26 protein-coding genes are annotated in these 21,150 nt (G+C 66.2%); 8 read left to right on the top strand and 18 right to left on the bottom strand.

The genetic code is table 11. The annotated features are described in order from the left end of the window. The first annotated feature begins 42 nt into the window (after positions 1–42). On the top strand, positions 43–969 hold the full coding sequence (locus tag ABD923_RS02895) for a ribokinase (RefSeq protein ID WP_259546781.1): 927 nt from the start codon (positions 43–45) through the stop codon (positions 967–969). A gap of 7 nt (positions 970–976) precedes the next feature. On the opposite strand, the gene ABD923_RS02890 is transcribed toward ABD923_RS02895, so the two are convergent. The 6 genes from ABD923_RS02890 to phnD all read right to left on the bottom strand — a co-directional run bounded on the left by ABD923_RS02890 (position 977) and on the right by phnD (position 6,527). Next, on the bottom strand, positions 977–2,203 hold the full coding sequence (locus ABD923_RS02890) for an NAD(P)/FAD-dependent oxidoreductase (protein ID WP_259546782.1): 1,227 nt from the start codon (positions 2,201–2,203) through the stop codon (positions 977–979). A gap of 50 nt (positions 2,204–2,253) precedes the next feature. Next, a complete protein-coding gene (locus tag ABD923_RS02885; protein ID WP_259546783.1) occupies positions 2,254–2,871 on the bottom strand; it encodes an LbetaH domain-containing protein in 618 nt (205 codons plus the stop codon). Between the two features lie 11 nt (positions 2,872–2,882). After that, positions 2,883–3,740, bottom strand: a complete 858-nt coding sequence (phnE, locus tag ABD923_RS02880) for a phosphonate ABC transporter, permease protein PhnE (protein ID WP_222188512.1) — start codon at positions 3,738–3,740, stop codon at positions 2,883–2,885. After that, on the bottom strand, positions 3,740–4,681 hold the full coding sequence (gene phnE, locus ABD923_RS02875) for a phosphonate ABC transporter, permease protein PhnE (protein WP_259546785.1): 942 nt from the start codon (positions 4,679–4,681) through the stop codon (positions 3,740–3,742). The genes phnE (ABD923_RS02880) and phnE (ABD923_RS02875) overlap by 1 nt, the downstream gene beginning before the upstream one ends. 11 nt (positions 4,682–4,692) lie before the next feature. Next, entirely contained in the window at positions 4,693–5,499 is an 807-nt protein-coding gene (phnC, locus tag ABD923_RS02870) for a phosphonate ABC transporter ATP-binding protein (RefSeq protein WP_259546787.1), read from the bottom strand. A gap of 98 nt (positions 5,500–5,597) precedes the next feature. After that, positions 5,598–6,527: a phosphonate ABC transporter substrate-binding protein gene (phnD, locus tag ABD923_RS02865; RefSeq protein ID WP_259546789.1), complete on the bottom strand. Its 930-nt coding sequence runs from the start codon at positions 6,525–6,527 to the stop codon at positions 5,598–5,600. A 425-nt stretch (positions 6,528–6,952) separates the two neighbouring features. Between phnD and ABD923_RS02860 the strand changes: the two genes are divergently transcribed. Continuing rightward, positions 6,953–8,104: an alpha-D-ribose 1-methylphosphonate 5-triphosphate diphosphatase gene (locus ABD923_RS02860; RefSeq protein WP_259546790.1), complete on the top strand. Its 1,152-nt coding sequence runs from the start codon at positions 6,953–6,955 to the stop codon at positions 8,102–8,104. A gap of 12 nt (positions 8,105–8,116) precedes the next feature. Next, on the top strand, positions 8,117–8,950 hold the full coding sequence (locus tag ABD923_RS02855; RefSeq protein ID WP_259546791.1) for a sugar phosphate isomerase/epimerase family protein: 834 nt from the start codon (positions 8,117–8,119) through the stop codon (positions 8,948–8,950). Positions 8,951–9,020: 70 nt separating this feature from the next. Here ABD923_RS02855 and ABD923_RS02850 read toward each other — a convergent pair whose 3' ends face one another. Beyond that, entirely contained in the window at positions 9,021–10,166 is a 1,146-nt protein-coding gene (locus ABD923_RS02850) for an alpha-D-ribose 1-methylphosphonate 5-triphosphate diphosphatase (RefSeq protein WP_259547434.1), read from the bottom strand. A gap of 46 nt (positions 10,167–10,212) precedes the next feature. Between ABD923_RS02850 and ABD923_RS02845 the strand changes: the two genes are divergently transcribed. Next, complete coding sequence (locus tag ABD923_RS02845; protein ID WP_259546792.1) at positions 10,213–10,899, top strand: DUF1045 domain-containing protein; 687 nt, start codon at positions 10,213–10,215, stop codon at positions 10,897–10,899. Here the strand turns inward: ABD923_RS02845 and phnN are convergent. Genes phnN through ABD923_RS02820 form a run of 5 tightly spaced genes read right to left on the bottom strand, consistent with a single transcriptional unit; the run spans position 10,881 to position 14,417 of the window. Beyond that, positions 10,881–11,423: a phosphonate metabolism protein/1,5-bisphosphokinase (PRPP-forming) PhnN gene (gene phnN, locus ABD923_RS02840; RefSeq protein ID WP_259546793.1), complete on the bottom strand. Its 543-nt coding sequence runs from the start codon at positions 11,421–11,423 to the stop codon at positions 10,881–10,883. The two genes, ABD923_RS02845 and phnN, sit on opposite strands and share 19 nt — an antisense overlap. After that, a complete protein-coding gene (gene phnL, locus ABD923_RS02835; protein WP_259546794.1) occupies positions 11,423–12,103 on the bottom strand; it encodes a phosphonate C-P lyase system protein PhnL in 681 nt (226 codons plus the stop codon). The genes phnN and phnL overlap by 1 nt, the downstream gene beginning before the upstream one ends. Before the next feature lie 12 nt (positions 12,104–12,115). Further along, entirely contained in the window at positions 12,116–12,886 is a 771-nt protein-coding gene (gene phnK / locus ABD923_RS02830) for a phosphonate C-P lyase system protein PhnK (protein ID WP_259546795.1), read from the bottom strand. After that, positions 12,856–13,560: an alpha/beta fold hydrolase gene (locus ABD923_RS02825; RefSeq protein ID WP_259546796.1), complete on the bottom strand. Its 705-nt coding sequence runs from the start codon at positions 13,558–13,560 to the stop codon at positions 12,856–12,858. Before ABD923_RS02825 ends, phnK begins: the two co-directional genes overlap by 31 nt. Beyond that, entirely contained in the window at positions 13,557–14,417 is an 861-nt protein-coding gene (locus ABD923_RS02820; protein WP_259546797.1) for an alpha-D-ribose 1-methylphosphonate 5-phosphate C-P-lyase PhnJ, read from the bottom strand. The genes ABD923_RS02825 and ABD923_RS02820 overlap by 4 nt, the downstream gene beginning before the upstream one ends. Before the next feature lie 23 nt (positions 14,418–14,440). Between ABD923_RS02820 and ABD923_RS02815 the strand changes: the two genes are divergently transcribed. Further along, positions 14,441–14,623, top strand: coding sequence for a hypothetical protein (locus tag ABD923_RS02815; RefSeq protein ID WP_259546798.1), 183 nt, complete (start codon positions 14,441–14,443; stop codon positions 14,621–14,623). 13 nt (positions 14,624–14,636) lie between these two features. Here the strand turns inward: ABD923_RS02815 and ABD923_RS02810 are convergent, their stop codons facing one another. From ABD923_RS02810 to phnG, 4 genes are all read right to left on the bottom strand, one after another. Further along, a complete protein-coding gene (locus ABD923_RS02810; protein WP_345229411.1) occupies positions 14,637–14,774 on the bottom strand; it encodes a hypothetical protein in 138 nt (45 codons plus the stop codon). A 75-nt stretch (positions 14,775–14,849) separates the two neighbouring features. Next, positions 14,850–15,941 carry a carbon-phosphorus lyase complex subunit gene (locus ABD923_RS02805; protein ID WP_259546800.1) on the bottom strand — a complete coding sequence of 364 codons (1,092 nt, stop codon included), beginning with the start codon at positions 15,939–15,941 and terminating at the stop codon, positions 14,850–14,852. Between the two features lie 3 nt (positions 15,942–15,944). Then, the gene (phnH, locus tag ABD923_RS02800; RefSeq protein ID WP_259546801.1) at positions 15,945–16,514 is read right to left on the bottom strand and encodes a phosphonate C-P lyase system protein PhnH; all 570 of its coding nucleotides are present in this window, start codon (positions 16,512–16,514) and stop codon (positions 15,945–15,947) included. Beyond that, on the bottom strand, positions 16,514–16,990 hold the full coding sequence (gene phnG / locus ABD923_RS02795; RefSeq protein ID WP_259546802.1) for a phosphonate C-P lyase system protein PhnG: 477 nt from the start codon (positions 16,988–16,990) through the stop codon (positions 16,514–16,516). Before phnG ends, phnH begins: the two co-directional genes overlap by 1 nt. Before the next feature lie 97 nt (positions 16,991–17,087). On the opposite strand from phnG, the gene phnF reads away from it, so the two are divergent. The 3 genes from phnF to ABD923_RS02780 are packed head-to-tail and all read left to right on the top strand — an operon-like array spanning position 17,088 to position 18,721. Next, positions 17,088–17,801 (top strand): phosphonate metabolism transcriptional regulator PhnF, encoded by a 714-nt coding sequence (gene phnF, locus ABD923_RS02790; RefSeq protein WP_259546803.1) that lies wholly within the window; start codon positions 17,088–17,090, stop codon positions 17,799–17,801. Positions 17,802–17,856: 55 nt separating this feature from the next. After that, positions 17,857–18,246, top strand: a complete 390-nt coding sequence (locus ABD923_RS02785) for a carboxymuconolactone decarboxylase family protein (RefSeq protein ID WP_259546804.1) — start codon at positions 17,857–17,859, stop codon at positions 18,244–18,246. Position 18,247: 1 nt separating this feature from the next. Beyond that, positions 18,248–18,721: an SAM-dependent methyltransferase gene (locus tag ABD923_RS02780; RefSeq protein ID WP_259546805.1), complete on the top strand. Its 474-nt coding sequence runs from the start codon at positions 18,248–18,250 to the stop codon at positions 18,719–18,721. A gap of 4 nt (positions 18,722–18,725) precedes the next feature. On the opposite strand, the gene ABD923_RS02775 is transcribed toward ABD923_RS02780, so the two are convergent. Next, complete coding sequence (locus ABD923_RS02775) at positions 18,726–19,607, bottom strand: LysR substrate-binding domain-containing protein (RefSeq protein ID WP_222188552.1); 882 nt, start codon at positions 19,605–19,607, stop codon at positions 18,726–18,728. An 18-nt stretch (positions 19,608–19,625) separates the two neighbouring features. Further along, positions 19,626–21,140, bottom strand: a complete 1,515-nt coding sequence (locus ABD923_RS02770; RefSeq protein WP_259546806.1) for a tripartite tricarboxylate transporter permease — start codon at positions 21,138–21,140, stop codon at positions 19,626–19,628. Positions 21,141–21,150: the final 10 nt, after the last annotated feature.

Below are 21,150 nucleotides of genomic sequence, written 5' to 3'. Positions count from 1 at the left end.
TGCGCCAGCATGGCGAAAACGGATCGAGCGGGAGGGGTGCGGATGACCCATGACATCGTGATACTTGGTGTGTTCGTGGCGGATACGGCCTATCGTGCCGCGCGATTGCCCCGGATGGGGGAAACCCTGATCGGCTCGGGCTTTTCGCTCGGGCCGGGGGGCAAAGGCTCCAACCAGGCGGTCGCGGCAGCACGGGCGGGCGGCGACGTGGGATACCTGACCAGGCTGGGCGATGACGATTTTGGCGCGATGGCCCGCGAAATCTGGGCCGAGGCCGGGGTGACGTCGCTTGCCACGATCGATCCGACTGGTTTCACCGGGGCGGCATTCATCTTCGTGGACCAGGCCACCGGCCAGAACGCCATCATCATCAGCCCGGGCGTCGGCGGCACGATCTCACCTGCCGATGTGGCGGCGCAGGCGGGCGCGGTGCGCTCGGCGAAAATCGTGATGACGCAACTGGAACAACCGCTGGACGCCGCCGAGGCGATGCTGCGCACCGGGCGCGAGGGCGGCGCGGCGACCATCCTGAACCCCGCCCCGGCGCAGGATCTGCCGGACGCGATGCTGTCCTTGTGCGACTACGTCACCCCGAACGAGACCGAAGCCGAAGGTCTGACCGGGATCGCCGTCACCGACCTGGCCAGTGCCGAGGCTGCGGCGCGATCCCTGCTGGCGCGTGGCGTCCGCAAGGCGGCCATCGTGACGCTGGGTGAAAACGGCGCGCTCTGGGTGGACGACACGCGCGTGGTTCACAGCCCGCCCATGTCCGCCGGGCCTGTCGTGGACACCACGGGGGCAGGCGATGCGTTCAACGGCGGGCTGGCCGTCGCCTTGGCCGAGGGTCGTTCCCCGGACGATGCCATGCGCTTTGCCACTGCAACGGCCGCCCTCTCGGTGACACGCCCCGGCACGGCACAGGCCATGCCAAAGCGCGCCGAGATCGAGGCGTTGCTGGCGGGCGCCTGACCCCGCTTCAGATGATCGCCTTTTCAAGGAACGGGCGGTTTTCGAGGAGGCGTTCCACGCCCAGTTCCGACAGGTCCAGCGTCCGGTAGCCGCCGTGGACGATCAATTCGGCCACGGCCCGCCCCGTCGCGGGGGCCTGTTGCAGCCCATGGCCTGAAAAGCCGTTGGCGCAAATGAAGTTCGGGCAATCCGGGTGCCGCCCCACGATCAGGTTGTGATCGAGCGTGTTGTAATCGTAGTGCCCCGCCCAGTGGCGGATCGGCTTGATCGCCTCGAAGGCCGGGGACCGTTCGGCGAGGGCCGGCCAGATGATCTCTTCGAATTCATCGTGGCGGGGATCGAAATCGTCCCAGTCGACGGCGGGGTCCTCCAGCGGCGGCGCGCCAGTCAGGAAATAGCGCCCCTCGGGGCGGCAATAGACGCCGGTCGGGTCGATCATCAGCGGCAGGCGACCGGCATTCACCGTGGCCGTGCCTTGCGGGCTTTGGGCGCAATCGAACACGAAAACCGTCCGCTTCCTCGGCTCGATCGGCAGGTCGAGGCCCGCCATCCCCGCCACCTTGGCCGCACGCGCCCCCGAGGCGTTGACCACCGTCCCGGCAGAGATTGTGCGGCCCGACTTCAGAACCACGCCGGTGACGCGACCGGCATGGGCAACAAGATCGACCACCTCGTCAGCCAGGTACTCGGCCCCCTGCGCGCGGGCCTTGGCCCGGAATCCGTGCATCAGCCCGGTATTGTCGAACCACCCCTCACCCGAACGGCCATAGGCGGCGAGCCGGATGTCGGCGACATTGAGATGCGGAAAGGCGCGCGAGAGCGCCTCCTGGTCCCAAAGCACCACGTCTGCACCGCAGGCGGTCTGCACCGCGTGGTTCTCGCGCAAGATGCGCTCGGCGGTTTCGTTATTCGCAAGATAGAGGTAGCCGCCCTCGTGGAAATGCAGGTCCGGGCCGGGGCCATCGACCGCCACGGCCTGTGCGAAATCCCGTATGACCTCAAGGCCGTACTGGCTGATCTTCACGTTGATCTCGTTGGAAAACTGCGTTCGGATCCCCGAGGCCGACAGACCGGTCGATGCGGTCGCGTAACTGGGGTCGCGTTCGACCACCAGAACGCGCCCGTCGAAATCGGGGTCGGAGGTCAGGTAGCACGCCACGGCAGAGCCGATGACGGCTCCGCCCACGATCACCACGTCATAGCTATCTGCCATCTTGCCACCGTCTCGCTGCATGCGAACTGCCCTAGCGCGGGACCCGGCAGGCTGACAAGACGCCCGGGCGCCTAGCGGTATTTCTCGATGAAAGCGTCGATGGAAAATGCCCGGAAATCGGGCAGCGCCGCGCCGAAGGCGTCGTGCGACCAATCCCACCACGCGATCTCCATCAACGCATCCGCCTGTGCCGGTGTGAAGCGCCGCTTGATGGGTTTTGCCGGAACGCCTGCGACGATGGTGTAGGGATCGACATCCTTGGTCACCACGGCCCCTGCCCCAACCACGGCCCCGGTGCCGATCGTGACACCGGCCAGAACCGTGACGTTATGCGCGATCCACACGTCATGGCCGACCGTGACCCAATGATCCTTGCGCCATTCGAAGAAGTCACCCTCGTCCGCGCCGAACCCGTATTGCTCGGCCCGGTAGAGCGCGTGATGCTGACAGGCCCGCCATGTCGGGTGGTTACCCGGGTTCAGCCGCACCATGTTGGCGATGTTCGTCCACTTGCCGATGGTCGACCAGATGACATGGCCGAACTCGCAGATGTAGGAGTAATCCCCCATCTCGCAGGCGGCCAGTTTGGTGAACCGCCCGACCTCGGTATACCGGCCGAGCGTCACGTCCGTCCCGACCTCGGCATCGGGGTGAAGCGTCGGCTCCACCCCGAGTGTTTTCTTGCTCATGGCATCATCCTTCAATCGTGGCGCACGCCGATCAGCCACAGGCGGATGCGTTTGGACAGCCAGTCGATGGCAAAAATCAGCACCAGCACATTCAACACCACGAAGGCCACCTGATCATAGAGCGATGCGCGGAAGCGTTCGATGATGATCATGCCGATGCCGCCCGCCCCCACGATGCCGAGGATCGTCGCGGAACGCGTGTTCGACTCGAGGAAATACAGCGATTGCGAGATGAAGACCGGCAGGACCTGCGGGATGTAGCCATAGCGGATGATCGCCAGCGGCCCCGCCCCGGTCGAGCGGATCCCCTCGACCTGCTTGCGGTCGATATTCTCGATCGCTTCGGAATAGAGCTTGGAAAGCGTGCCGAGGTCCGAGACGAAGATCGCCAGCACGCCCGCCAGCGGCCCCAAGCCCACGGCGCGCACGAAGACGAGGCCCCAGACCAGCTGATCCACCCCGCGCAGGATGTCGAGAAAGCGCCGCACGACATGGCGCAGGAGCGGGATCCGCATCACGTTCCTGGCCGCGAGGAAGCCCACGAACAATGCGCCGATGGTGCCCATAAGCGTGCCGAGGAAGGCCATGGCAAGGGTCTGCGCGATCCCCTTGTAGATGTTGGCATATTGCCAGTCGGCCATGTCGCGCCACACCACGAAATTGCGCAGCAGGTCCCAGACCCGTTCCGAGGCGTCGGCCAGTTTCCAGATCTCGAAATACCAAAGCGACCCGATGACATAGACCAGCGCGATGGCCCACGGCGCCCAGCGGCGGATCTGGTGGCCGATCCCGCCGAAAGCGCCGGGATGTTCGGCGCGGACGGCGGCGACCTGCGTCTCGTCCAGCGCGGACAGCGAAGCAATGCCCATCAGAAATTCTCCTTTCCGATGAAACCGTGCCGGATGCGTTCCGAGATCAGGTCGATCACGGTCACGGTCAGAACCACGAGGATGAGGACGGCAAGCACCCGGTCATCCGAGTAGAAGGAGATGACGCGGTTGAGTTCCTGCCCGATCCCGCCCGCGCCCACGAACCCGATGATCGACGAGGCGCGGACGTTGATCTCGAAGCGCAGCATGGCATAGCTGAAAAAGTTCGGCGCAACCTGGGGCACGACCCCGTAGGCCATCTTCTCGGCCCATGTGCCGCCGACCGCCGTGATCCCCTCGATCGGTCGAGAAGAGGCGTTCTCGTTCACCTCGGAAAAAAGCTTGCCCAAGGCGCCGGTGGTGTGGATCGCGATGGCAAGGACACCGGCCAGCGGGCCGATCCCGATCATGAAAACGAAGACCAGCGCCAAGAGGATTTCGGGGATGCCGCGAGACAGTTCGAACACACGGCGGGAAATCCAGTAAGCCCAGCGCGAGGGCGCCAGGTTGGCCGAGGCGGAAAAGCTGAGAATGAAGGCAAAGAACGTGCCCAGGAGCGTGGCGGTGATCGCCATCAGGATCGTTTCGAAGATCAGGCCGACATAGTCCCAGAAGTCGGTGTACCAGTAGGTCAGCGAACCGGGGACGGCGCGGCCCTCCTCGGTGCGGCCCTCGAACAGGAGATCCCATTGCAGGTCGGGGATGATCGTTCCGAAATACTCGAAGATGCGCGGCACGCCGCTGGCCAGCCGATCCGGGTAGAACTGGCTGATATAGATCGACAGGCCGAGACAGATGGCAAAACCGGCGAGAAGCAGGATGTTCCAAAGCCGCTTGGAGGCGCGCAATTCGGCGCGGTGCCGCTCGAAGGCGTGGACCGCATCGTGGGGCGCATCCCCCGTCGCACCGGCCGATCCGCCCATCATGATGATGTCAGACATGGGATGCTCCGTCAGGCCAGTTCGCGCACGGGCTGCGCCGCCGGGATGGAGGTCGAGGTCGCGGCCTCGTTGAAGGCTTCATGCGCTTCGGCGCCGTAGATCTCGCGCGCCATACCGGTGGTCAGCAGATCGGGCGTGCCGTCGAACACGATACGTCCGTCCTGCATGCCGATGATCCGGTCGCAATACTGCCGCGCGGTATCCAGCGTATGCAGGTTGCAGATGACGGTGATGCCGTCCTGCTTGTTGATGTCGCGCAGCGCGTCCATGACGATCTTGGCGTTCATCGGGTCGAGCGAGGCGATGGGCTCGTCCGCGAGCAGGATCTTGGGCTCTTGCGCCAGCGCACGGGCGATGGCGACGCGCTGCTGCTGGCCACCTGACAGCGTTTCGGCCTTTTGCAGCGCCGTATGCGCCATGCCGAGGCGGTCCAGCGCCTGGATCGCGAAGGCGCGTTCCCGCGGGGTGAAGACCTGCGCCATGGAGCGCCAGGAGGGGATGGTATGGAGGCGGCCGGTCAACACGTTGGTGATGACATCGAGGCGGCCGACGAGATTGAACTGCTGGAAGATCATCGCGCAATCCGAGCGCCAGGCCCGCAGTTCCTTGCCCGAAAGCTGCGCGATGTCGGTATCACCGAACAGGATCTGGCCCTCGGACGGGTCGATCAGGCGGTTCAACAGGCGCAGCAGAGTGGACTTGCCCGCGCCCGAGCGGCCGATGATGCCGACCATCTGCCCGTCCGGGATCTCGATCGTCGCATTCCCCACGGCGATATTCTCGCCGAATTTACGGGTCAGTTTCTCAAGCTTGAGCATGTGTGTCCCCTTTGCCTTCGCGGTATGGTTGTGCCCGGCCAAAAAACGACCAAGGGGCCGATGCGATCCGCACCGGCCCCGGCCAAGAGTCTCGACGTTCAGCGTGCGCCCTCGGCGGCGCGACGCATGTTGATGATCGGCTCGTAGAACTCGTGGTTGATCGGCCAGTAGCCCATCGACTCGCCGTCATTGATGGCGTCGAAGCAGGCGCGATCCTCGGTCTGCAACTGCATCATGGCGCCCATGACCAGGTCCTTCAGTTCCTGGGGCAGGTCCGAACGGATCACGCGCGGGCCATTGGTGATCAGGTTCGACTGCCAGATGATCTGGATGTCCGACATGTCGAGCATGCCGCGATCCACCATCGAGCGCAGGTTGCCGCGCGAGTAACCCTGGTTGATGTCGCCGACACCCGAGGTCCAGGTCACGCCGGCGTCATACTGACCATTCAGCACGGCGACGACGGCCTGCTCGTGACCGCCGCCAAAGCCGGTTTCACCGAAATACCCTTCAAGCGGGCCGCCCAGTTGTTCGGCCAGTTCAAAGGACGGCACCAGGTAGCCCGAGGTCGAGTTCGGGTCGGCGAAGGCGAGCGTGCGGCCTTCCATGTCCTCGAGCGTCTCGATGCCGCTGTCGGCCAGCGTGTACATCACCGAGTAGTACCCGAGAGAGCCGTCCGACTGCATGACTGTGTAAAGCGGTTCGACCGCTTCGGGGTCCTGCAGGTAGATGCCCGCATAGCCCGAGGAGCCGAGACCGGCGAATTCGAGTTGACCGGCCAGCAGGCCCTGCATCACGCCAGCATAATCCGAGGCGGGGAACAGCTCGACATCCACGCCGAGGCGCTCTTCGAGATAGGCTTCCTGGCAGGCGTGGTCGCGCAGGCGGTCGGCTTCGTTCTCGCCGCCCAGCAGGCCGATGCGGAACACCGGCACGTCCTCGCGCCAGTCGGCGTCCTGTGCCAGAGCGGCGGTGGAAGTGAGGGCAGTCGCACCGAGGGCGAGCGCTGCAATCGTCGGTTTCATCATGGGTCAGGTCCCTATGGCTGGTTCCGGTGGAATGGTCCGGTGCGGGGCATTGCCGCGACCATCGCAGCCCACCCCGTCGAGCCGGGGTGCTAGGGGTGTTTTGTGACCGTTCGACGAAACGGAGATGAAAGATATGTAAACACACGCCAAGCGTTTGATGCCGCGTGTGCTTTGTGCCGTTAGACCTCGAAGGTTGCCGACATAACCGGCGGCCGGCACGATCGACAAACCCCATATTTGTTGGCTTTCCGCTCGAAAAACGCGCAGCCGGGCGTGGTGCACCCCTTGGCCCGCGATTCGATGCGGGGCCACGCGGCAGCAGGTTTGGGCGGCCTGCCAAACTGTCACCAAAACATCATCCCAGCGGCATGCACTCGTTACAAAACGCGCCTTTACGGGGCATCTCCATCGCAAGGACAAGACCGATGTTCGACCAGGCCAATCCCGCCACCCTGACCCTTGGCAATGCCCGCATCGTCACGCCCGATGGCATCGTCGAGGGCGGCCTCACCATCGACGGCGGCCGTATCTCGGGGCTGACGGACGCCCGCGACGGGCGCGACCTCGCCGGGGCCTTCCTGATCCCGGGTATCGTCGATCTGCACACCGATCACGTCGAGCGCCACACACATCCGCGCGGCGGCGTCATCTGGCCCTTCCTGCCCGCGCTGATGGCCCATGACGGGGTGGTGATTTCAGGCGGCACCACCACCGTGTTCGACAGTCTTTCGGTCGGCGCCTCGATGAAACGTCCAGAACGGCGCGAGATTCTCGAACCCCTCGTCGCAGCTATGCTCGAAGGACAGGAGCGCGGCCTGTTCCGGGCCGAGCACCTTCTGCACCTGCGCTGCGAAATCTCCGACCCGGCCACCATGGCGCTCACCGATGCCACCGTCGGCCTGCCGATCAGCCGCCTCGTCTCGGTCATGGATCACACGCCCGGTGACCGTCAAAGCCCCGATGTGCAGCGCTGGTTCACCCACATGATTCACGAGATGGAGGTCGATGAAGAAACCGGGCGCGTCATGATGGAGGACCTCTTTGAACGCTCGCGCACCTGCGGGGCCGAGGTGCGCGCCCATGTCATCGCGGCATCGCAGGCCGCGGGCCTGCCCCTGATGAGCCATGATGATCGCACCGAGGCCCATGTCGACCAGGCCGTGTCCGAGGGCATCCATATCTCGGAGTTTCCCACCACGCTGGCGGCCGCGCGCCGGGCGCGCGAGGCTGGCTTGGCCATCATCGCCGGCGCGCCCAACTACCTGCGCGGCGGGTCGCAATCGGGCAATGTCGCGGTGGCCGAATTGCTGGCCGAAGGTCTCGTCGATGCACTCGCGTCCGACTACATCCCACGCTCGCCCTTGGACGCGGCATTCGCCATTGCCGCCGATCCGGCCCTGCCCTTCGATCTGCCCGCCGCCCTGGCCCTCGTGACCCGTGCGCCAGCGCATCTCACCGGCCTTTCGGATCGCGGCGCGATTGCCGAGGGGCTGCGCGCCGATCTCGCCGCCGTCCGGATCGAGAACGGCCAACCGGTTGTGCAGGCAGTCTGGCGCGAAGGCCGACAGGTGTTTTGAAGGGAGGCGCAGATGACCCCGCTCAAGATCGGTGCCGCCCTGATGGTGGCCGACCTGCCCCACTTCCGCGACTGGCTGATCGCCGACCAGCGCGATCTGGAGGTTCAGGATTTCCTGCTTCCCGAGGTGCTGCTCGGCGACTGGCAGGACCGCGTGGCCAGCGCCAAAGCCCATCTCGACGGGTTCGAGGGGCGTTTGGGCATTCACGGCCCCTTCTATGACCTTGCACTCGACACTGCCGACCCCGAGATCGCCCCCATCGTCGCGCGGCGCTACGTGACCGGGGTGCGGGCCGCCGCCGCCCTTGGTGCGTCGCAAATGGTGATCCATTCGCCCTATACGACATGGGACTGGTTCAACCTCGGAAACAATCCGCGTGTGGGCAACACCCCCTCCGCCGCTGACCACAAGATCGAAAAGGTCCACGCCATTCTGCGCGAGGCCGTCGCGGTCGCCGAGGCCGAGGGCGTCACCCTGGTCATCGAGAATATCGAGGATATCGACCCCGGCTTCCGCCGCGACCTCGCCACCAGTTTCGGGTCGGACGCGGTGAAACTCTCGATCGACACCGGCCACGCCCATTACGCCCATGGCGCGACCGGTGCGCCGCCGGTCGATTACTTCATCGCCGATGCCGGGCCGCTCCTCGCTCATGTCCATTTGCAGGACGCCGACGGGTTCGCCGACCGTCACTGGGCGCCGGGGCGCGGCACGGTGAACTGGCACGCGGTTTTTGCGGCCATCGCCGCCCTGCCCCAGCGTCCGCACCTGGTACTGGAACTGCGCGAGGCCGCCGACATTCCCGCTGCCATGGCCTATCTGCAAGGTCAGGGTCTTGCCTGTTAAAGGCACCAGCGCGCATCACCCCGCGCCCAAGCGCCGAGGCGGGTTCAAGGCCCGCCGAGGCGCTTCCCCCTCACGCGACGCGGTTGCCTGCCGACCAGACGCCGCGCAGCACCGGCACGCCGCGCACGGTGGCAAAGCGGATCAGGTCGGCGCGCATGCCTTCGGCCAGTTGCCCGCGATCCATCAGGCCCGTGGCCTGTGCCGGGGCGGTCGACACCGTGGCCATCGCCCGCGCCATGTCGCCCCAGATCTCGCCCAGCTTCACCGCCGCATAGAGCAGCGCCGCCGGAACGTAGTCCGACGACAGGATATCGAGCAGGTCGGCCTCGGCCAGCTCCTGCGCCGCGACATTTCCCGAATGCGACCCGCCACGGATCAGGTTCGGCGCGCCCATCATCACCTTGATCCCATGCTGATGGCAGGCGCGTGCGGCGTCTTCGGTCGTCGGAAACTCGGCCAGCGCAATCCCGTGTACGGCCGAGCGCGCGACATGATCCACCGTGGTGTCGTCATGGCTCGCCAGCACGGCGCCAAGGCGCTGCGCGGCCTCGACCGCCGCCTGTTCATGACCATCGCGCACCCGCGCGCCCAGCGCCGTGCGGCTTTCCACGTGTTCGAGGAAAACCTCCTCGGACAGGCCGTGCTTGCCTTTCATGTAGGTGCGATACTGGTCGATATCGGCGAACTGGCGCTGGCCCGGCGTGTGATCCATCAGGCTGAGGATGCCGACGCGGTCCTCGGGCGCGAACTGCGCCAACTCCTCGACCAGCGTTTCCGAGCAGATCTCGGCCCGCAGGTGGATGTGGTGGCTGATCTTCAGCGCCCCGGCCCCGCGCATCTCCAACAGCTCATGCGCCAGGTCGCGCGCATAGCGGGACCAGCCGACCCCGCCCTTGCCCTCGATGGAGCCGACGCGGATCGCGTCGAACACGGTGGTGATGCCGCAGGCCGCCAGCTCCGCGTCATGGGCCACGATGGCCGCGTCATGGGGCCAGTGGGCCGAGGGGCGCGGCCGGATGTGGCGTTCGAGGTTGTCGGTATGCAATTCGATCAGGCCCGGCGCCACGTAATCGCCCGCGCAATCCACGGCGCCCGGCGGCAGCGTCGGGCCAGTTGCGATTTCGATGATCTCGCCACCGCGCATCGTGATCGCCCCCGAGACCTCCCCCGAAGGCAGGATGAGACGGGCATTGGCAAGCGTCAGCGTGTCGGGCATCAGGGCGTGGTCCTTGGGCATGATTTGGTCAACCGGAGCAGGGAAAATGGATAGGTTCAAGCGCTATGGCATCTACGCGGTTCCCGAGGGCGCGCTTTACCGCGCAGGCGCGGAATGGCTGGGGTGGGACAGCGTGGCGGGCAAGGCCGTCGCGCAGCCGCAGGTGCCGGGCCTGCCCGCCGCGCCGGAGGGCCTTACGGCGACGCCTCGCAAATACGGGTTTCACGGGACGATCAAGCCGCCCTTCCGCCTGGCCGATGCGGACCAAGCCGAGGATCTGGATGCCGCAACCCGCGCCTTTTGCGCCATGCGCGCGCCCGTCGTGATCGACCGGCTCGAGGTCCGCCGTCTCGGCGGGTTCGTGGCCATCGTGCCAGCCGCACCCAGCGCGACACTGTCCGATCTGGCCGCAGCGACCGTCGAGGCGCTCGACGGTTTCCGCGCGCCCGCGACCGAGGCGGAGTTGGAAAAACGCCGGAAATCCGGCCTCTCCGTGCGGCAAGAGCAGAACCTCCTCCGCTGGGGCTATCCCTACGTGATGGAGGAGTTCCGGTTTCACATGACGCTGACCGGCAAGCTCTCTGGTGCCGACGCGGAGGCCACGCGCGATGCGCTCAGCGCACAGTTCGCCCCGGCCCTGCCCGAGCCTTTCGTGATCGACAGTCTCTGCCTGATGGGCGAGGACGACCAGGGGATGTTCCACCTCGTCCAACGCTACACCTTCTCGGGGTAAAGCGCGGTCAGGGCCTGCGCCACCGCAGCGCCGAGCGTGCCGGAATTGTCGATCTCGGTGACGCGCATCCCCTCGGGGATCTCGGGCGCGGAGCGGGCAAGGCGTTTGGCGATCTCGGCCTCCGTCTCGCGCGCGCGGCCTTCCAGCCGCGTGATCAACACCTCGGGCGTCGCGGTGATGTGCAGAACGTGGACATCGTCGAAAACGCGGTCCGCCTTGACCAACACCGCGCGCGACAGGTTGGCGAGCACGTCACGCCCGCTGCGCAGGATGGCATGCACCTCGCACGGGATGCCGTAGCTCAGGCCATGCGCCTGCCAATGCAGGGCGAAATCCCCGCCGGCCGCCCGCGCGGCGAACAGCGCGGGACTGATCCCGTCGAAGGCCTCGCCGCCCGCCGCCTCCGGCCGCGTGATGACCCGCCGCGCGCGGTAGAGATCGGAACGCGCGGCGCAGAGCGCCTCCATCACGCTGTCCTTGCCGACGCCCGAAGGCCCGACCACCGCGATGAAGCGTCCGGTCATCAGGCCGCCCTCGGGGTGAAGACCGAGACGTCGATCTCGCGATCCGCGACCCGCTCGCGCGCATCGAGGTCATGGAAGATGCCGATAATGGCCGCCCCGCCCGCCTTGGCCTCTTCGATCAGGCTCAGGACCGTCTCGCGGTTGGTCGCATCAAGGCTGGCCGTGGGTTCATCCAGCAAGAGCGCGGGATAGGCATGGGCAAAGCCGCGTGCGATGTTCACGCGCTGCTGTTCCCCGCCCGAGAATGTGGTGGGCGACAGCGACCAGAGCGTTTCGGGAATGCGCAGCCGGGTCAGCAGATCTCGGGCACGGTCCAAGGCCTCGCCCTCGTTGCGGCCCAGCGCCAAAAGCGGCTCGGCCACAACCTCCAACGTGGGCACGCGCGGCACGACACGGAGGAACTGGCTGACATAGCCCAGGGTTTCGCGCCGCAGCGCGAGGATGTCCCGCGGTTCCGCGCTGGTGATGTCGATGCCGTTGATCCGCACCGATCCGCCTTGAGCGAGGTAATTGCCGTAAAGGATGCGCATCACGGTGGATTTCCCCGCCCCGCTTTCCCCGGTCAGCGCCACGCATTCGCCCGGCGCGACCGAGAACCCGGCCCCTTCGATCACCGGGATGACGGCGCCCCCCTGGTTGTGGAGCGTGAAATTCTTGGCGAGGTTTTCGACTTGGATCATGGGACGCCCCCTTCAAACTTGCAGAACCGAGCTGACGAGCAGCTGCGTATAGGCGGCTTGCGGATCGTCCAGCACCTGATCGGTCAGGCCGGTTTCGATCACGTGGCCGTCCTTCATCACCATAAGCCGGTCAGCCAACAGGCGTACGACAGCAAGGTCGTGCGTGACGACGATGGCACTGAGGCCCATGCGCCGCACCAACCCGCGGATCAGGTCGAGAAGCCGCGCCTGCACGCTTACATCAAGGCCCCCGGTCGGTTCGTCCATGAACACCAGCCGGGGCCCGGTCACGAGGTTGCGCGCGATTTGCAGGCGTTGCTGCATGCCGCCGGAAAAGGCCGACGGACGGTCGTCGATCCGCTCGTCCGCGATCTCGACCCGGCCCAGCCAATCCAGCGCCTGTTCGCGGATGTCGCCGTAATGCCGCGCACCAACGGCCATCAGGCGCTCGCCCACATTGCCACCGGCGCTGATCCGCATACGCAACCCATCGCGCGGGTTCTGGTGCACGAAGGCCCAATCGGTGCGGCCCAGCATCCGGCGTTCGGGCTCGGACATGCGCAGCACGTCGCGCGGCCCCTCGGCCCGCGTGTCGAAAATGACCTGCCCCTCATCCGGGGCCAGATGCCCGGCGAGGCAGTTGAGCAGCGTCGACTTGCCTGAGCCGGACTCGCCCACGATCCCCAGCACCTCGCCGGGATAGAGGTCGAAGCTCACATCGGCGCAGCCGAGCCGCGCGCCGTAGCGTTTCGTCAGGCCGTGAACGGATAAAAGCGGGGGCATGAATGCATCTCCAGGAAACGGGTCATTATCGGGTCGATCGTGTCGGGCGCATCGAAGGGCAGCATGTGGCCGGCGTCGATCTCGGCCAACTCGGCATTGGGCAGGTCGGCATAGGCGCGCCGCTCCATCTGGCCGGTCAGCATGCTGTCACGCCCCAACAGGCACAGGACCGGCATCGCCAGCCGCGACAGCAGCGGACGGCCATCAAAGCGCGCCGTGGCCACCATCGCATCCTGAAACCCGCCGCGGTCCATCGCCTTGATCCGGTCGCGGATGGCCGGGCGTGCGGCCTCGTTGGCGGTGCGCCGCGCCATCATGCGGGCGAACCCGACCGGGCCGGGAAACCGCGCGAAGACCGGCGACGTCCAGACACCGAGCCGCTTCGGCATCCAGTCGGGCAACGACAGGGGCACATCGACCAGGATCAGCGCGCGGCAGCGCGCAGGCAGCCTCGCCGCCAGCGCCATGGCCACCATGCCGCCCAGCGAATGGCCGACGATGGCAAAGCGCGACGGAAGGCTGGGTGCCAGCGCCTCGGCATAGGCCGCGACCGTGCCCCCCGCGCGTGGCGCAGCGCCGTGGCCAGGCAACTCGGGCCACAGGCCGCCCGCGGCCTCCGGTCCCCAGTGCAGCCCGTTCAGGCCCGTCCCGTGCAGCCAGACGCAATCGCTCATGCAGGCACCTCCGCCCCGGCGACCCCGACATGCCCCGCCGCGCGCCGCGAGGCGCAGAAATCGGTATCGGAGCAGACGAACATGCGGCTGCCCTTGTCGTCGGTGATGACCTCGTCGAGATAGCTCTCCTCGGCCCCGCAGAGCGCGCAAGGGTGCGGCGCTTTCGACGGATCGAACGGGTAGTCCTCGAAATCGAGGCTGACGACCCTGGTATAGGGCGGCACCGCGTAGATCCGCTGTTCGCGCCCGGCCCCGAACAGCTGAAGCGCCGCGCTTTCCAGCTTGGGGTTATCGAATTTGGGGATGGGCGACGGGTCCATTACGTAGCGCCCCTCGACCTTCACCGGGTAGGCATAGGCGGTCGCGATCTCGCCATGGCGAGAGATATCCTCGTAGAGCTTCACATGCATCAGGCCGTAATCCTCCAATGCATGCATGCGCCGCGTCTCGACCTCGGAGGGTTCGAGGAAGCGCAAGGGCTCGGGGATCGGAACCTGGTAGACGAGGATCTGATCCTCGGTCAGGGGATCTTCGGGGATGCGGTGACGGGTCTGGATGATCGACGCCTCGCGCGTCCGTTCGGTCACCGCGACACCTGCGGTCTTTTCGAAGAACTTGCGGATCGACACGGCGTTCGTCGTGTCGTCGGCCCCCTGGTCGATCACCTTGAACGTATCGTCCGGGGTCAGGCAGGCCGCAGACACCTGAACACCGCCGGTGCCCCAACCATAGGGCATCGGCATTTCGCGCGACGCGAAGGGCACCTGGTAACCCGGCACGGCAACCCCCTTCAGGATCGCACGGCGGATCATGCGCTTGGTTTGTTCGTCGAGATAGGCGAAGTTGTAATCAGACATGGGACCCTCGGGGGGGAATTGCGATGGAATGGCTGCTTTGGGGCTTTGCCGGTCTTGCCGCCGTGGTGGCGGTGATCCTCGGTATTGCGCTGTATGTCGTGCTGATCCGGGACCGCGACACCCCGAACCAGGGGCCGCGCAAACACGCCCGCCCCGGTCGGATGCCACGATCCGACCCGCGCCGCGGCGTGCCGAAATCGCGCTGAGAGACGGCCGTGGTCACACGACGCGCATGCGGTCGGGATCGGCGGCGCCGATCATGGCCTCGACGACAGCAGGCCCTGTTTTGGGCTTCTTCGCGTGACAGGCTGCTCCCGTTACGGAACAGAAAAACGCAGTGGCCGACATATGGATCATGCTCGTCAACGGCGCCATGGACCGCGTCGTCGACAGCAATGACGGCGACGGGGATGGCGGTGGGGGCGATCAGGCTCATTCCGCGGCCTCCTGCCGGGATTCGCCCATCGCCTCGGCGCGCAGGCGTCGGATCAGCTCCAGCTCGGACTGGAAATCGACGTAGTGCGGCAGCTTGATGTGCTCGAGGAAACCGGTCGCCTGCACGTTGTCCGAATGGTAGAGGACGAATTCCTCGTCCTGCGCGGGCGCGCCGACATTGTCTTCGCCCAGTTCTTCCCACCGCAGCGCCCGGTCGACCAGCGCCATCGAGATCGCCTTGCGCTCGGTCTGGCCGAAGACGAGGCCATAGCCACGGGTGAATTGCGGCGGCTCGGTTTTCGAGCCGGTGAACTGGTTCACCGTTTCGCACTCGGTCAGGACGACCTCGCCGATCTCGATGGAAAAGCCCAACTCGGGGATCTCCATCTCCACCGGGACGGTGCCGATGCGAAGCTCCCCGACGAAGGGGTGGTTGCGCCCGTAACCGCGTTGCGTGGAATAGGCCATCGACAGAACGAACCCCTCGTCCCCGCGCGTCAGCGCTTGCAGGCGCAGCGGACGGTCGGCGGGAAAGTCGAGCGGTTCCCGCGTCAGGTCGCGGGGCGTCTCGGGGCCTTCGGGTTCAGACTGGATCAGGTCTTCGCGGGCCAGGAACTCCGTCACATGGGGCAGCGGAGCCTGGGCCGCTTCGCCCTCGGCCACGTCGGGCGCGTCCAGCCCCTCGGCGGCCAGGGCGAAATCCAGAAGCCGGTGCGTGTAGTCGAAGGTCGGGCCCAGCACCTGCCCGCCGGGCAGATCCTTGAAGGTCGCGCTGATGCGCCGGTCGCAGTCCATCGCGCCGGTCTCGACAGGCCGTGTCGCACCGAAACGCGGCAGCGTCGTGCGATAGGCCCGGATCAGGAACACGGCCTCGATCAGGTCCCCCCGCGCCTGCTTGATCGCCAGCGCGGCGAGGTCGGGGTCGTAGAGCGATCCCTCGGCCATCACGCGGTTCACGGCGAGGCTGAGTTGTTCGCGGATCTGCGCAAGGCTCAACTCGGCCACATCCGTGTCGCCACGCCGTTCCTCGGCCAGCCACGCGTGGGCGTTGTCGATGGCGCGCTCTCCGCCTTTTACGGCCACATACATGGGTCAGTCCTCCTCGACGCGGGTGGAGCGCGGCAGGCCCGCCACGCGGTCGCCGCAGGTGAAATAGCTGTCGAAGCCGAGCGGAAACTGGCGACGGTTGGTCCGGAAGGCCGCAACCTCCGGCAAGGAAAGGCGGGCGCTGTCCCTGATGCCGGGGCCGGTCAAGACCGCGCCGGAATTGTCGAGCATATCCATCTCGACGATCAGCGTCGCCGCGCGATCCGGGTATTCGGACGTGCCGACCGAGAACCGGGTGACGGGCTGCAACGCCTCCCACGTGCCGAGCGCGAACATCGCGTGCTCAGGTCCGACAAAGGGCGCGCCGGTGTGAAAAGTGATCCACCCGCGCAGGGCGTCACTGTCATGGGACGGGGCAAGGTAAAGGCCGGTCGTCGCGTCGCAAAGGGTCAGGAGCAGCGCACCTGCCGCCACCGACGCCGGCGCGGGCGGGCGCGCCCCGGCCAGCGTTTCGATCCGTCCGGGCCGGGACAGGGCCGTCAGAGCCGCCCGGAAAGCATGGGCCGCATCGCGGGCCGGATCGGCGAAGCCGCCATCTAGATACTGGGCCTGCATCAGTCTTCCCCCCGCACCATTGTGAAGAACTCGACCTTCGTGGCGGCCGCTTTTGCCGCGCGCGTGGTCCTTTTCGCCCCGGCCTCCGCGCGCAGCGGCGTTAGGATGGCGGCGTCCAAGGCATCGGCCTCGCCCTCTTCGGCCAGCGCGTCGATCAAGGCGGCCAGCAAGGCCGCGTCACGATCCCGCCCCTGCACATGACCATGCCCAACGGCGCCGCTGTCCAACCGAATGGAACAGCGCGCCACCGTCATTTCGCCAAGGTTGAACGGAGCCCCGGTGGCCCCCGCCCGACCGCGCACCATGACGGTGCCGACCTCGGGGGCGCGCAATACCTCGTGGGCAGGAAGGTCAGAGCTGTAGTTGGCCCAGAGCGCCCGCAGACGATCGCTCGGCGCCTTGGCCAGGGTGGACAGCCGGGCCTTGCGCGCTGCGATGGCTGCGTCGTCCGGCGCTTGGGTTGCAGAGATCGACATCTTTTCAGGTTGTCCATGTTTATATACAACTATACAAGTTGATACGACGCAGCCTGAGTCGGCACAAGCCCCATTGACGTGAAGTTTTGGTGACAACATGGGACGTTCCCCCCTTTGGACCGCGATCCGCGACCGGCTTTCCGAGGAAATCGCGGATGGCCATTACGGACCCGGCGACAAGCTCCCGACGGAGCTGCAACTGGCCGAGCGGTTCGGCGTGAATCGCCATACGGTCCGCCGCGCGCTGGCCAATCTGGCCGAGGCCGGAATCGTTCACGCCCGGCGCGGGGCGGGGGTTTTCGTGCGCCACCGTCCAACGCCCTACCCCATCGGGCGGCGCGTACGCTTTCACCAGAACCTCATGGCCGCGGGCCGCATTCCGGATAAACGCATCCTGCATCTCGAAACCCGCGCCGCGGGGCGCGAAGAAGCGGAGGCCTTGGGCCTCACCGATGGAGACGAGGTCCACATCTACGAGGGCCTCAGCCTCGCCGATGGCGCCCCGATCGCGCTGTTCCGCTCGGTCTTTCCGGCGGCCCTCTTCCCCGACATGCTGCGCGCGTTGCAAGAAACCCAATCCGTCACCGCCGCCTTCAAGGCCCACGGCCTTGCCGACTACACCCGCGCCCGCACCGAGATTACCGCCAAGACGGCGCAGCCGACCCTCGCCGCTCACTTGCAGCTGCCCGCTGGTGCCGCGATCCTGCGGACGATCAGCGTGAACGTGGATGCCGACGGTCGCCCCGTCGAATATGGCCGTACGTGGTTCGCAGGCGACCGCGTGGCCCTGACCATGGGCGAGGATGGTTGATCCCCCGCCCGGCGCGGCCCACACTCCACCTCAAACATCATGAGGGAGGACTCGTGTGGGCACGTTCGACGAGGATCTGTTCGAGAAAGGGATGGCGCGGCGCAAGGCCACTTTGGGCGAAGAGTACGTCGCCAGGAGCTTTGAGTCCGCCGACGACCTGACCCAGGGATTTCAAGAGGCGATGACTGCCTGGGCCTGGGGCTTCGGGTGGGGCGACGACGCCATCGACGCCAAAACCCGCAGCCTGATGAACCTGTCGATGCTGGGCGCGCTCGGCAAGATGCACGAATGGGAAATCCACTGCCGCGGGGCCATCCGCAACGGTGTCACGCGCGACCAGATCCGCGCCGCCGTGCATGTCGTGGCGATCTATTGCGGCGTGCCCCAGGCGCATGAGTGTTTCCGTGTCGCCCGCAAGGTCCTGGACGAGGAAGGGATGCTCTGACGTGGCGGAGACCATCACGATGCGCCCCATCGGACGTGTCGTCTCGGACCGGACGGAGCCCATTGACGACGACTGGGACAGCATCGCCGCGCGGATCGAGTTGGACCCGGCACAGTTCACGCCCGAGGCCTTGATGGACCTCGACAGCTTTTCCCATGCCGAGATCGTCTTTCTGTTCGACCGGGTGCCGGACGCGAAGATCGAAACCGGGGCGCGGCATCCGCGTGGCAACCCCGACTGGCCGCGCATCGGCATTTTCGCACAGCGCGGCAAGAACCGCCCGAACCGCATCGGCGCAACGGCCTGCCGCGTGCTAAAGGTCGACGGCCTGACCCTGCATGTTGCGGGCCTCGATGCGATCAACGGCACGCCGGTGCTGGACATAAAGCCCGTCATGTCGGGCTTCGCCCCGCGCGGGCGCGTGACGGAACCGGATTGGGCAAGCGAGTTGATGCAGGGTTATTGGAAGCGCTAAGCCGTCAGCCCTGCAAGGTACGCAGCAGCGCTTCCGCCTGCGGCGACAGGGCCGAGGGGCTTTGCACCGCGATCATCAGGTCGCGCGTCGCCCAAGGCTCGTCAATCGGGATCATCACGATGCTTCCGTCTCCGAGATAGGCCTCCACCGCGCCGAAGGGCAGGATCGCGATCCCCAGCCGCGCTTGCACCATGCGGCGCACGCCATCGAAGCTTTTGACCTCGACCGTGGTGCGGATCGTGATGCCCAGATCCGCCGCACGCTTGTCCACATGGGCCTGAAGCGAACTCTGGCGCTGCAAGGCCACCACGCTTTGCCCGTCGAAATCGCGCAACCTCAGGGATTTCCGCTGGCTCAACGGATGATCCGACGGCGCACAGACCACCAGCGTGTCGCGCCGATAGGGCAACACCTGCAACCCGCGCGCATCGGTGAAGGCCGAAAAGACACCCAGATCCACCGCACCGGATTGCACCGCCTGGATGATCTCGACGCTTTCCATTTCCGCCATCTGGATGCTGATGCCGGGGTTCGCGATCAGGAACTCGGCCAGGTCCTCGGGCAGGAATTGCGTGATGGCCGAGGTGTTCGCGGCCATTCGGATCGTGCCCTTGTGACCTGCGGCGTAATCATCCAACTCGGCTTGCATGCGCGCGACCTGACCGGCCAGCGTCTCGGCATGGCGCAGCATCAGCCGACCGGCCTCGGTCAGGACAACACCACGCCGGTGGCGCTGGATCAGGCCGGCCCCAGCCTGCTTTTCCAGTTCCGAGATGCGGCGGCTGGCGGCCGAGGGCGCAATCCGGTGCCGCGCGGCAGCGGCTGCGATACTGCCCAACTCGGCCAGGCTCCGGAACAGGGCCAAGGAGGTCAGATCATAGGCCATGCGGCTACCGCCCTCGTGTCACCCTTCCATGGTCCGCGACTGCATGCGCTTGTGGTCGCGCATGGTCAGCCAGATCGACAGGCCAAGGAACAGCACCGTCAGGACATAAAGCGTCACCGAGATCGGGCTTGCGATCAGAACGCCCCAATCGCCGTCCGAGATCGACATCGCGCGGCGCAGGTTGCGCTCCATGTCACCGCCGAGCAGCAGCCCCAGAACCAGGGGCACGAGGCTGACGTCCAGCTTGCGCAGCAGGTAGCCGAGAACGCCGAAGATGATCATCAACTCGAGGTCGAAGGTCGAATTCGAGATCGAGAACACGCCCACGAAGCTGACCGCCGCCACGATCGGCATCAGCGCCCAGGTCGGCACCATCATCAACCGGCTGAAGATGCCGATCATCGGCAGGTTCAGGATCAGCAGCGCCACGTTGCCGAGATAGAGCGAGGCGACAAGGCCCCAGACGAGATCGGGCTGACGCTCGAACAGAAGCGGCCCCGGCTGCACGTTGAGCGAGATGAGCATGGCCAGCATCACGGCCGTGGTCCCGGACCCCGGCACGCCCAGCGACAGCATCGGGATCAGCGCGCCGCCGGAGGCCGCGTTATTCCCCGCCTCGGGCGCCGCAACACCGCGCGGATCGCCCTTGCCGAACGTGCCGTCCTTGTCGCTGGCCTGCTTCTCCATCGAATAGGACATGACCGACCCCAACGACGCCCCCGCCCCGGGCAGAACACCCGCGACGAAGCCGACGACCGAGCCGCGCAGAACGGCCCATTTCGTCGTCCAGATCGTCCGGAAATCGGGGATCCAGCTGTCGATTCCGATCGGCTTGGCCCGGTCTTTTGCCGCCTTTTCCAACAGCATCAGGATCTCGGAGATCGCGAAGAGACCCACCAAGGCCACGATCGCGTCGATCCCGTCGTAGAGGTGGTAATTGTCGAACGTGTAGCGCGGGATGCCAGAGATCGGATCAAGCCCCATGGTCGCGATCATCAAGCCCAGCAGGGCCGAGATCAGCGTCTTGCGCGGGTCCACCCCGGCGATGCCGCCGATGGTGATGAAGGCCAGGATATACAGCGCGAAGTAATCCGCCGGGCCGAAATAGATCGCCATGCGCGCTAGCATCGGGGCAAACAGCGTCAGGCCGATCACTGCGACGGTCGCGCCGAAGAACGAGGCCACGCCCGAGATCGCAAGCGCATCCGCCGCGCGCCCCTGTTGCGCCATCGGGTAGCCGTCGAGCGTGGTCATCACCGCGGGCTCGTCGCCGGGGATATTCAGCAGGATCGAACTGATCCGCCCGCCATACATGCAGCCGAAATAGACCGACGACAGAAGGATGAGAGACGAGGTCGCGTCAAAGCCGAAGGCAAAGGTCAGAGGGATCAGGATCGCGACACCGTTCACCGGGCCAAGGCCGGGCAAGGCGCCGATCAGCGTGCCTGCGAAACACCCCAGCAGAAGCAGCGCGATGTTGAGCGGCGTCAGGGCAACGGCGAAGCCGTGGGCCAGAAGGGAAAAGGTTTCCATGATCGCGCCT

The sequence above is a fragment of the [Roseibacterium] beibuensis genome (assembly GCF_039542305.1).
In the GTDB taxonomy this organism is placed as follows: domain Bacteria; phylum Pseudomonadota; class Alphaproteobacteria; order Rhodobacterales; family Rhodobacteraceae; genus Roseibacterium; species Roseibacterium beibuensis.
The sequence above is the reverse complement of the archived record's forward strand: the minus strand, read 5'-3'. Positions and strand labels throughout refer to the sequence as shown.